Origin of the sequence: Flavonifractor sp. An52 (assembly GCF_002159385.1) — a bacterium.
Lineage (GTDB): Bacteria > Bacillota > Clostridia > Oscillospirales > Oscillospiraceae > Flavonifractor > Flavonifractor avicola.
The window spans coordinates 33988-44868 of record NZ_NFIB01000027.1; the positions used below are offsets into that span (position 1 = coordinate 33988).

14 protein-coding genes are annotated in these 10881 nt (G+C 52.7%); 7 read left to right on the forward strand and 7 right to left on the reverse strand.

Translation table 11 applies throughout. The features are described 5' to 3' along the window. Window positions 1-15 precede the first annotated feature (15 nt). Entirely contained in the window at window positions 16-336 is a 321-nt protein-coding gene (locus B5G06_RS10705) for a helix-turn-helix domain-containing protein (protein WP_071430674.1), read from the forward strand. A gap of 3 nt (window positions 337-339) precedes the next feature. After that, window positions 340-1596, forward strand: coding sequence for a type II toxin-antitoxin system HipA family toxin (locus B5G06_RS10710; protein WP_087189062.1), 1257 nt, complete (start codon window positions 340-342; stop codon window positions 1594-1596). Between the two features lie 43 nt (window positions 1597-1639). On the opposite strand, the gene B5G06_RS10715 is transcribed toward B5G06_RS10710, so the two are convergent. From B5G06_RS10715 to B5G06_RS10745, 7 genes are all read right to left on the reverse strand, one after another. Beyond that, window positions 1640-2509, reverse strand: coding sequence for a DUF6551 family protein (locus tag B5G06_RS10715; RefSeq protein ID WP_087189063.1), 870 nt, complete (start codon window positions 2507-2509; stop codon window positions 1640-1642). Then, complete coding sequence (locus B5G06_RS10720) at window positions 2509-3462, reverse strand: hypothetical protein (RefSeq protein WP_087189064.1); 954 nt, start codon at window positions 3460-3462, stop codon at window positions 2509-2511. Before B5G06_RS10720 ends, B5G06_RS10715 begins: the two co-directional genes overlap by 1 nt. After that, window positions 3443-3841 carry a hypothetical protein gene (locus B5G06_RS10725; protein ID WP_087189065.1) on the reverse strand — a complete coding sequence of 133 codons (399 nt, stop codon included), beginning with the start codon at window positions 3839-3841 and terminating at the stop codon, window positions 3443-3445. The genes B5G06_RS10720 and B5G06_RS10725 overlap by 20 nt, the downstream gene beginning before the upstream one ends. Continuing rightward, the gene (locus tag B5G06_RS10730) at window positions 3831-4637 is read right to left on the reverse strand and encodes a hypothetical protein (protein WP_204220812.1); all 807 of its coding nucleotides are present in this window, start codon (window positions 4635-4637) and stop codon (window positions 3831-3833) included. Before B5G06_RS10730 ends, B5G06_RS10725 begins: the two co-directional genes overlap by 11 nt. Continuing rightward, window positions 4638-6518, reverse strand: coding sequence for a recombinase family protein (locus tag B5G06_RS10735; protein ID WP_087189066.1), 1881 nt, complete (start codon window positions 6516-6518; stop codon window positions 4638-4640). It abuts the gene before it with no gap. After that, entirely contained in the window at window positions 6511-7116 is a 606-nt protein-coding gene (locus B5G06_RS10740) for a recombinase family protein (RefSeq protein ID WP_087189067.1), read from the reverse strand. Before B5G06_RS10740 ends, B5G06_RS10735 begins: the two co-directional genes overlap by 8 nt. Before the next feature lie 144 nt (window positions 7117-7260). Continuing rightward, window positions 7261-7620: a helix-turn-helix domain-containing protein gene (locus B5G06_RS10745; protein ID WP_071430658.1), complete on the reverse strand. Its 360-nt coding sequence runs from the start codon at window positions 7618-7620 to the stop codon at window positions 7261-7263. A 141-nt stretch (window positions 7621-7761) separates the two neighbouring features. On the opposite strand from B5G06_RS10745, the gene B5G06_RS10750 reads away from it, so the two are divergent. The 5 genes from B5G06_RS10750 (at window position 7762) to B5G06_RS10770 (ending at window position 10846) form a co-directional block, all read left to right on the forward strand. Continuing rightward, the gene (locus B5G06_RS10750; protein WP_087189068.1) at window positions 7762-8139 is read left to right on the forward strand and encodes a helix-turn-helix domain-containing protein; all 378 of its coding nucleotides are present in this window, start codon (window positions 7762-7764) and stop codon (window positions 8137-8139) included. A 160-nt stretch (window positions 8140-8299) separates the two neighbouring features. Then, window positions 8300-9019: a metallophosphoesterase gene (locus tag B5G06_RS10755; protein ID WP_087189069.1), complete on the forward strand. Its 720-nt coding sequence runs from the start codon at window positions 8300-8302 to the stop codon at window positions 9017-9019. Further along, window positions 9016-9366, forward strand: coding sequence for a hypothetical protein (locus tag B5G06_RS10760; protein ID WP_087189070.1), 351 nt, complete (start codon window positions 9016-9018; stop codon window positions 9364-9366). The genes B5G06_RS10755 and B5G06_RS10760 overlap by 4 nt, the downstream gene beginning before the upstream one ends. Beyond that, on the forward strand, window positions 9363-10607 hold the full coding sequence (locus B5G06_RS10765; RefSeq protein WP_087189071.1) for a hypothetical protein: 1245 nt from the start codon (window positions 9363-9365) through the stop codon (window positions 10605-10607). Before B5G06_RS10760 ends, B5G06_RS10765 begins: the two co-directional genes overlap by 4 nt. Next, window positions 10604-10846 (forward strand): hypothetical protein, encoded by a 243-nt coding sequence (locus B5G06_RS10770; protein ID WP_087189072.1) that lies wholly within the window; start codon window positions 10604-10606, stop codon window positions 10844-10846. Before B5G06_RS10765 ends, B5G06_RS10770 begins: the two co-directional genes overlap by 4 nt. The last annotated feature ends 35 nt before the right edge of the window (window positions 10847-10881 follow it).

A 10881-nucleotide genomic window follows, 5' to 3' on the forward strand; every position in this document is an offset into this window, starting at 1 on the left:
AGGAGGCGATTGTGCATGGCAAAAAAAGCTGCGGTCATCATGCCGCAAACACGGGAGATCCTGGCACAGATGGGTGAGCAGATCCGCCTGGCCCGCCTGCGCAGGAAGTTGAGCCTGGAATTGGTAGCAGAGCGTGCCGGGATCAGCCGAGCCACTCTTATATCCATTGAGAAAGGCACCCCTACGGTATCCATCGGCTCCTATGCCGCTGTGTTGCACGCATTAAACAATATGGACAGCGACCTGCTGCTTATTGCAAAAGATGATGAATTCGGCAGGAAACTGCAAGATCTGGCGCTGCCCACCAGACGGCGGGCGCCCAAGAAAGGAGAGTAGCCCATGGCGCAGGACGAAAAGACCATCTATGTATATGAAAATTGGCGTGGAGAGGCACCCACCCTGCTGGGGCGGCTGCGCTGCGGCTTCGTCCGCGGACAGGAAACCTTTTCCTTTGAGTATGATCCAGCCTGGCTGTCATCCGCCGAGAGTTCCTTCTCTCTGGACCCGGATCTGGCCCTCTACCGCGGGCGGCAGTATGTGCCGCTGAACAAGCAGCTCTTTGGCCTGTTTTCCGACTCCTGTCCGGATCGCTGGGGGCGTCTGCTGATGAAGCGCAAGGAGGCCATCGACGCCCGCAAAGAGGACCGCAAGCCCCGTAAGCTCACCGAGAGCGACTTCCTGTTGGGGGTCTACGATGAATCCCGCATGGGGGCACTTCGGTTCAGCTTGGAAGAAGGGGGCGAATTTCTTTCGAACGATAAAGCGTTTGCGACGCCTCCTTGGGTAAACCTTCGGACGCTGGAAAACGCCTCTATCGCTTTCGAGAACGATGAGAGCGGCCTGAATGAAAAATGGCTGCGTGAGCTTCTGGCCCCTGGCTCCTCCTTGGGCGGTGCAAGACCCAAAGCTACGGTGCAGGCCACAGATGGCGCCTTGTGGATCGCCAAGTTCCCCTCCAAGCATGATGAATATAACAGTGGCGCATGGGAGAAGGTCGTCCATGACCTGGCACGGCTCTGTGGGCTGGATGTTCCGGAATCCAAATTGGAGACATTCTCCAAGACCGGCAGCACCTTTCTCGTCAAGCGATTTGACCGAAATGGCAGCCGCCGCATCCACTTCGCCTCCGCCATGACCCTGCTGGGCAAGATCGATGGAGCCTCTGCAGCGGACGGAAGCAGCTATCTGGATCTGGCGGCGTTCATCCGGGCCAACGGGGCATCACCCCGGCAGGATCTGGCCGAGCTGTGGAAGCGGATCGTGTTCAGCATGGCGGTATCCAATACTGACGACCACCTGCGCAACCATGGTTTTCTTCTGACACCCACCGGCTGGCGGCTGGCCCCTCTCTATGATGTGAACCCAGTCCCCTCGGGGGACCGGCTTTCCCTCAATGTGAGTGAGTATGATAACACCATTGACTTGGAACTGGCTCTGGAAGTAGCCGATTATTTCGGCCTTGCCCCGCAGGAAGCGGAACAGGCTGCAGAGGAGGTCTGCAAAACAGTATCCGGACACTGGGAACAGTTGGCCGGGCAGTATGGTCTCAGCCGAGGAGCGATAGAGTATATGCGCCCGGCCTTTTCCCTTCCATGATAAGATCACAAACGGACGATTCCTGGTGGAACCGTCCGTTTGCTTATTCTTTGGCGACTCCCTCAAAAGAGTCCCCGCCCTCATCCTCGTCCATATCCGTATCAATGTCCAGTCCTTCATTGTTCCCCACATTCTTCTCGTAGAGCCTGGTCCATTTGAGCGGATATTTGCATTTGCGGTTATAGGCCAGAAGCATCGCCTCAGCATAGCCCATAGAACCGGGGCGTCGTTCCTTGGCTGTTCTCGAAAGCAACTTGACCGACATTTCCCCCACTTTTTCCTTAAAGGTCTCATCTTTCAGGGCATCGCCGAACGTGTAGACCAATCTGGCGATTCCGTTGAGCATATTGGCAGACAGCGAATTCATATCGCCCTCCCAGGTGCCTACGCAGAGTCTGAGTGTTCGATCAAGTACGTGGTAACCAAACCGCTCATATATATTTTCGAGCGTGGAGACAGCACAGACAACGCCATAGTTTCTGACCTGGCCAATGGAAAGAGAATAAGACTCTACCAGATCTTTGATCATAAGCTGTTCCTGATTCCCGGCTTCCACATTTGCCATAAACACTTCATAGGGACGGAGCGGTTTGACAAACTTCATCTGGTTGGCGAAGATATCTGCCTCGTGCTCGTAGTTCAGATCATCGTATATCATGCACCAGACTGGCGTTTCACGAGAGCCAGAGGCCAGGGCGACGATCTCCACCGTGTGCTGGCCATTGAAGACATAGTTGACCCCATTTCGACGGCTCACCTTCACAGGGTTGATCTGATACAGATCAAAGTGTGCCGCAGCATTCAGCACATGCTGTTCGGAAATATTCCTCTGGTACTCCTGATTGGATACGAGGTTCTTGATGGGAATCTGTTCGAAGTGAACATTGGGAACAAACATACTATAATCTTCCATTAGGATTCCCCCTCAATTGCATTGAGCATTTCCTGGATTTTTCCTTCTAATTCAGTCAACGCCGCCAAGAGGTTTTGTCTGGCAGCAGGTGAGATCGCTTCCAAATGTGCCATGGACTTTGTCCGGTCGATGGAGCTCATCCAGGAGGGGATCGTAAGAGTAAGTCCAGCAACTTCCGCATCCGGGTCATAGGCGGGCATCGTCTTGATTGCCGGCTGCTCTGCCGCCGCTGTGCCGGGCTTGGCAGAAGCATCGGAATAAAGGCATCGTCTCGATTCACTGTAACGAGCGAAAGCATAGGGATTTTTTCCGATTTTTTTACTAAGTGCTTTCAATTCTTCGGGTTCCATTTCTGATAGAGCAACGATATTTTCGAAAGAAATCTTATATGCCCCGGAAAGAATGTGCGGAACAAGCTCAGGAGCATTTTGTTCAATGGTATCTAATGCTGCACTGTATTTCGCATATTTCTGTACGGTTGCGCCGGACACATGATACTTCCTTCCCAGCCGGGCTGCTGTTCGCCGGCCGCTCTCTTCATCTATTGGGCGGCCTCTCCCCACAGCAATGTTGGGGTTCGGACGGTACTGATTATAGCCATTCCTATTTCGCTGTACTTTCTTTTCCACTTCATATTGTTTCCCAATCAGATATTTCCTGGTTTCTTCTGAGATGTTGCGTCGTCCGAGTTGGTTCGCACAGATCCAGGCGATGGCAGCATCTCTGCTTGGAAAATCCAGCTCCTTGACTCCATAAGGAATGCGCATTTTATTGCATATTTCATAGCGATTATGACCGTCGATGATGGTATCATTCCATGCGATGATATCTTCCCAGCATCCTTCCACGACCAGATTCAGCTCCAGCTGCCGGTATTCCTCCCGGCGAAGTGGACGAATCAAGTTTTTGAATTCCGGATCGATGTTAAGCTGCCTAAATGCTTTCGCTGTCATGTAGCCTCCTGCGTTCCAGCTGTTTGACGGTTTTGAGGGAAAAATATGCGACCCGGTTGACTTGATCGATCTCACCGGTCAGCTGGTAATTAAATCTCAGGTCAAAGCCACCCAGCAGTTTGGAAAAGTTTTTGATAAGGATCGTACTATAGAATTCTATAGACTGCTGGGATGTACTTGACATCCGAACCTTGTTTGCGGTCCCGCCTGAAATAGGTTTGTCCGATCCGAGAACGGCGATATACAGTTCTTCAGGGTTTACCAGGAATTGCACATACGCAGGATTCTTCAAGAGACGAATCGTTTGCCTGTGGATTCGAATCCGGTTTCGCGCAGGGTCCAGCGTTAAGTAAGCCTGCAATTGATTTTCATGATTCATGTCCTTGTCCTCCCAAAACGGACTTACTACCAGTATCAGAGGCAGCCTCGTCTGACTGCTCTGATGCAGCAGGAGCGATGTTATCGCGCAACCCATATACAGCATATCCTTCAAAAATGTCTACCTGCATAGATTTCTGGTGTTCCCGGAACGGGAGTCCAAACTGCATCTTCCAGCCCTCCGGAAACACGGGAGTTCGAGAAGACTTGGGCTTCTGGCCGTCTTTTTGCACCCGCTGATACACTTCGGTCGCTGTGAGATCAAATGCGATGAGCCACTCATCCCTGGCATGGATTATCCGCCCGAGGAGCTTATATCGATAGTCCAGATTCCAGCCCATCAGTGAAAACACTTTGGCGAAAAAAATCTTGCAGGTGATCTGTTTCGGTTTGCGTCTGCCGGAGCCGTTGGTGCACCAGGCGCAGGCATCCCGATCTTCCGCCCGACAGGGACGGATCGCCAAGATCCTGCTCTCCTGATTGACCAGTACCTGCACATAATCAACTTGTGGGAAGCGGTTCAGGCAGGCGGTATTTACATAAAATTTGTAATTGTTGAAAGTTACAGACGGCTCATTAATATGGGCGAAGAACTCACGGCGTACCACCTGGTAGCCATCGTAGTTAAAGTCACCGGCCATCTCCAGAACCTCATCACTACTGCTGTTTGCGGGAGAAGCTGCCGGTTCCGCTTTTTCTAATTCAGCAGACGGAACAATATCCAAATGCCCGTCCTCCAGGGAACGAAGCATTCCGGCGATTACGCTGCCGGTATTTTCCCGACTTTCTTCAAACATTTAGGATTCCTCCTTCCCGCGCTGACCGAGTTCCTGACAGATATAGTCACGCAGCACGTCAAATCCTGTCACGCGGAGTTTCTGTCCGGTTTCATACAACTGGCCCTCCATGCGAATTTTCCAGTCTTCCTCACTCTGATCGCAGACGGGCGGGAAAGACTGTTGGTGGAGGTAATATTGCTTGCCAAAAGAGCCGATCCACTCCTCCGGGACTGCCCGCACCCGTTTGCCGGAGACAGAAAGGGGCTGTACAGGCTCCTTTGCCTGTTCCGTGCTTTTTGAACCGGAAAGCAGGTACGATTTAATAAACGCTTCCGCATCATTGACATCAAAAATATACGCAGATTCAGTTTCGGTTTGAAACAGCGCTCCGGCGATCCGGTATTTTAAATCCGGACTCCAGCCGAATAACTGAAAAAGCGTTTCTACATAGGCCGCACCGGCGATATCCCTGGGCTGATACTTTCCGTCTGACAGCTTGGAAAACACGACTGCGTTGCGGCTGCTTTTCGCCGCTGTACGGACGGCGAACTTCATCTCCACAGGGTTGACCAGCAGCTCCACATGGTTGTCTTTCCCAAAAGACCGAACACATGTGGTGCTGAACTTGATCTTCTTATCTTGAAACAGTACATAGGGACGGTGATAATTATCAAAGAATTCACTGCGGGCGATTTCAAAGCCTCTCATATCAAAATCTCCCGGAACCAATGTGATGCTCGAGGGCAGGGATGCATCCGCCTGCTGCTCATCGGGTGGATGGATACTGGCGGACGCTTGGTAATAATCCGCCGGCTTAAATCCAGCCCAGCGGGGATTGATGGTCACGAACCCCCTGAGCAGGCCGCTGTCGATCACCCGCAGCTCCGGGAGGATGGAACGGTTGCCATACTTGGAGTTGTTCAGAAGATGCTGAACCGCAATGAAATCATCTCTGGAAACGATGCCCTCGTGGTGGTTCCGGTAAAGGCTCTGGGGTCTGTCCCCCCGATTTTTTCTGGCCTTGTGGTTCAGATAGTTGGGGGTGAAGGTCTTCCGGGTCAGTACATCCCCGCAATGCCGCTCATTGCGAAGGACCTGGACAATGGAGTTGGATGTCCACTTGACATTCCCCAGATAAGTTTTTCGGCCCAGCTCGGTGAGCGCCGCCGCAATGTCGGAGGTGGAATATCCGTACAGATACATATAGAAGATGAGTTTTACCGTGGGGGCTTCATCCGGGTTGACGACCAGGTTTCCATCTGCGTCGTGAGAATACCCCAGCAGTTTGGGCGTCAATGGCAGACCTCCGTCCAGCCGCATCCGCAAGGAGGTTTCCATGCTCCGGCTGCGGATGTGAGACTCCTCCTGAGCCATGGTGGCCTGAAACGAAAGCGCCATCTGGGAATCGTCTTTGAGGGAGAAGATACATTCGCTCTCAAAGAACACCCCGACAGGACTGGGCAGCTCCGCAAGCATTCGCACCATGCTGATACAGTCCACCACATTCCGGGCAAAGCGAGACACGCTTTTGGTAATGATCATATCGATTTTCCCGCTACGGCAATCGGCGATCATGCTGTTGAACTCGTCCCGATGAGCCAGAGAAGTCCCGCTGATGCCCTCATCCGCATAGATTTTGACCAATGTCCAGTTGGGATGATGCACAACAAAATCTTCATAGTATTTCTTTTGCAGCTCATAGGAGGAAGTCTGCTGGACATTGTCTGTGGAGACACGGGCATACACGGCGATCCGCTGCCTTATATCATTGTCGTAATAGTCGATGGGCTTTTTGGCCGGAATGAATTCATAGTTCTCCGGGTCAACTTTTGTGTTGATACGCCGGCGGACCCGTTCTTTCCGTTCCGCAAGCTGTTTGCGTGTGGACTTGTCAATCATGCAGCATTTCCCTCCGGGGTTTGTCATCAGGAAGTATCTTCCAACCGGGATCTGGCAAAAAGTAGGGGTCGTGTAGATCCTCTTGGTAATAGGAAGCCAGCGTATAAATATCCTCCGAAACGAAGTAAACGCCCACTGGCTTTGAGAGTGCTGCCAAAAGGCGCGTACAGAAAGAAAGCTCGGAGAGCTTCTTCGAGATATTGCTTGCTTTCTGGGTAACGATCAGATCGACCTTTTCCTCGTAGCAGTCTTGAAGGAGCCTTGACCACTCCGGGGCGTTCTCCATATTGGGCGCAGTGCTGCCCTCGTCCACATAGAAACCGACAAACTTCCAGTTTGGGCAGAGAGCCAGTGTATCAAGAAATTGCTTTTTATGAGCTGAGAGATAGTCCTCATAGCGGGTCTGGTTGAAGTAGCGGATGTATACCGCCACACGGTAATGTGTTTTGGGAAGCGGGCGTTCCCGCTTGATTTCCTTTAACCAGGCACGATGTTCCGCTAAAAGGGTGTTTCGTTCCGTTTCCCTCTCCAGCAGGAAATCAAATGAGGGCATAACCTCCTGCTCTGACTCTCTATTTTGAACGGTCAGATCTGACATATTTGCTCCCCCTGTGTTATTTCTCTTCCAGGCCATTATATAATCTGCAGACTAATAACAAAATCGACCAGAAGTCAACACCTTGACTTCTGGTCGATAGATGAGAAAAAAAGAAGCGAGCCGGCAATTCCAGCTCGCAAATTTTCAGGTATTGTCATCCCGTCTGGCCATAGTGGATTTCAACTCACGAACAATCTTCAGGATGGAATCCAGCTCCTTGGGAGAGCAGTCGGCCAGCAGCTCGTCAAACTCGCTCTGGTATAGACTTCTCACCTCCGGCACATCGGGCCGAAGAAGGGAATCAGCAGACACTTGCAGGGCTTCGATGATTCGGATAAAGGTTTCCAACTTCATGCTCGTCTTGCCTTTTTCGATATTGCTGATATGCGGCAGCGAGATATTGGCCTTCGCAGCAAGATCGGCCTGGCTCATCCGGCGATTGATCCGCGCATCTCGAATACGGGAGCCGATCAGCTGGCTCTCGGTCAAATCATGTTCCGTCATCGGCTTCCCCCCTCAAATATATTCTCCAGATTATCTATTTCTAAGAGTATATCAACCTGAGGTGAAATTGATATAAGGCCGAGTTGATGATATAATCTAAACACTATAATAAGACTGCAAAATTTTTTTGGAGGTCTTATTATGAGCCTGAACTACAAAGTCATTGGAAAACACATCCGTGAAGTCCGCCAGCGCAACCACCTTTCGCAAGCGATGCTCTCTGAACTGGTAGATAAAACGCCATCTTACATCAGCTACATAGAGAGCGGGATCAAGAGCATGAGCCTTGACACCTTTGTGCTTATCGCCAATGCGTTGGGCGTATCTCCCGACCGGCTTTTGATGGAGCAAGTCACCAGCACTGAACGGTGCGCCAGCGAAGAAATCGCCCTGCTCCTTTCGGATTGCAGCACCTATGAGATGCTGATTCTCCTGGATGTTATAAAATCGCTGAAAGCTTCCTTGAAAGAGCATCACGGCAGATACGGTAAACCAGATAACTTTGATTTTACCGTCTGAACCTGAGAAAGCAATCAACCGGAAGTCACGAGCATTGACTGCCGGCCGATCTATGCCAGTAAAGCTGGATATATTTTTGGAACGGTGGATATGTTTTTGGAAAGTCCCGGATATGGGGCTTCCGAGTTGGTATAATGAGAAAAGAAAGGTGGAATGACCAATGATCTATTACACGGGTGATATCCACGGAGACCCCTATGAGGTCATACAGTTTTGCGACAGCAAGAAGCTGACAGAGCAGGATACTCTGGTTCTGCTTGGAGATGTAGGAGCGAACTACTACCGAAACCGGCGAGACACAGAGATGAAGAAAGTTCTTACCGCCGTAAAGCCGACGATGCTCTGCATCCACGGCAACCATGAGATCCGGCCGGCCAGCATCTCTTCCTATCGGACGAAGCAGTGGAACGGCGGGACAGTCTGGGTAGAGGAAGCCTTTCCCCGCCTGCTGTTTGCTATGGATGGTGAGATCTTTGATCTGGAAGGTCTCCGACACTTGGTCATCGGCGGAGCTTACAGCGTGGACAAATTCTACCGGCTGGCCAGAGGGTACGGCTGGTGGCCGGACGAACAGCCTTCCCAGGAGATCAAGGACAAGGTTATCCAGACGCTGGACGCCTGCGGGTGGCAGGTAGATACCGTCCTCTCCCACACCTGTCCCTATCCGTATGAGCCGCGCGAGGTCTTTCTTCCGATGATCGACCAGAGTACCGTGGACGACTCTACCGAGAAATGGTTGGAGGAGATCGAGCGGAAACTCAAATACGACCACTGGTTCTGTGGACACTGGCATATTGACAAGCATATCGACCGGATGCACTTCCTCTTCCACAGCGTGGAGGCTGCGCCGCAGCTCTTGACGGGAGGGGAAACATTATGACGGAGGAAGAAAGACCGGAGGCCAAGGAGCGGGAGGCGTGCTTTGCCGCAATCCGTGAAATCGTCCAGAACATTTCCCGCCTAATGGACGCCGCATATCAGCAATACAGCCGTTTGGTAGAACAGGTGTTGAACGGCAGGATCACCGAGGAGCGGGAGATCGAGCGAATCATGGACGGGCTTGTGGACTTCGGAGATGATCCGAGGCTCCTTGAACTGTACAAAACCCTCTGCCGCCATGTCTATTACAAATACCCCGCTCTTGTGGGAGAGCACGCTGCCCTCTTCCGGCTCCAGTTTGAGGAAACGGAGGATGGGGACACGGATACTGAGGAGGTGAAAACATGAAAGCGCCGGAGATCAAGCACTACATCAACTGGCTGGGTCGGGTGGAATACCGAAACATCAACTGCTCCTTCACCTATGACGAGACATCCTATGCGGCCATCGACCGGATCTTCCGCCTTCTCCACCGGCTGGAGCCAGGCGCGGAGAACACAAGCTGGGAACTATGTCTCCGTGCGGAGCGAGGTACCATCGAAGACTTCGGCAGCTTTGAGGAGCTGCGGGCGGACGGCCAGGTGGAGAGCTTTGAGGAGTTTGAAACCTGGTGGCATTCCGAGTTCCCGGAGGAGGCAGCGTGGTTCCACTTTGCCGCCGGCGAGGATCAGGAGATCGGATACCGGGCGGTATTCCTGGGCCATCGCCATGTGCTGGAGGTGGACAGCCGCAAAGAGCGCGCCTTCCCCAACGACATCTCCAAATTCACCGCTTGGCTGGAGGAGGCGGTACGGAACGCCGTTCAGATGGTGGAGACCGGCTCTTATCAGGAACTGGTGGAGCGGGAGCTGCCCATCTGGCATCGAACCGGAACCATCCTGCGCCGGGATCTGTGGAGGGTATTCCCACAGTGGAAGGAGGAGTTCTTCCAGGACTTCTCCCAGCAGGAGGTGGAGGAGTTTCTCACCTTGGCGGTGGGGCATCCTTTGGGAAATAACAAGCGGCTCCCATCCGTGACCGCAAACGAATTCTATCACTTCTGTGCTCTGGGCTATCAGGCTATGGGTTACACCGGAACGGAGAAATCGGAAAAAGAGCAGTACGCTCTCCACGCCGATGGGCGGGACGAGGGACTGTCCAAGCTGGACGGAGATTCCCCCGAAGCTTTTGCACGGTGGCTGAAGGAGCGTCCCCGCACCGGTCACCCCTGGGAGGTATGCCGGGGCGGCAACAGCACCCACATCGACTGCATCGTACACCAAGATGCGCATGGCTACTATCTGGTGGTGGCCGGTCTTGCGGAGACCCGGACGATTGAGGCGGTCCGTTTCTTCCTGGCGCTTTATCGGGCAGGCATTCCCGTATGCATCCGAAACGCAGAGGAACTGAAGGCCCGCCTGACCGGAGCGGAGTCCATCGGCATCGTGCCGGAGGGAGTCTTTCCCGCCTACTGCCACGACAGGTTTCCGGGAGAGAGCATTGTCGATTTTATGAACCTGCCTCGGGAGCGTCAGGATGAACTTGCAAAATACTGCCGATGGCAGCCAATCCCAGTTCCCAGGATGAAGAAGGAGGGTGAAACCCCATGATCTTCTTTACCTCTGACCTGCATCTCGGTCACGAAAACTGCATCCGCCTATGCAACCGCCCCTTTTCCAGTATCGAGGAGATGGACGAAACCCTCATCGAAAACTGGAACCGCAAGATCACAGGAAAGGATACCGTCTATATCCTCGGCGACCTTATTGGAATAGTCAAGAAAACCGCACACCCAACATGTCCGGTTATGCCACCTGCGTTTGTGCTGACAGCCACCGTCTCCGCTTGACCAGCGGAGGCAGATGATCCTCGTTGGCAGTGTTG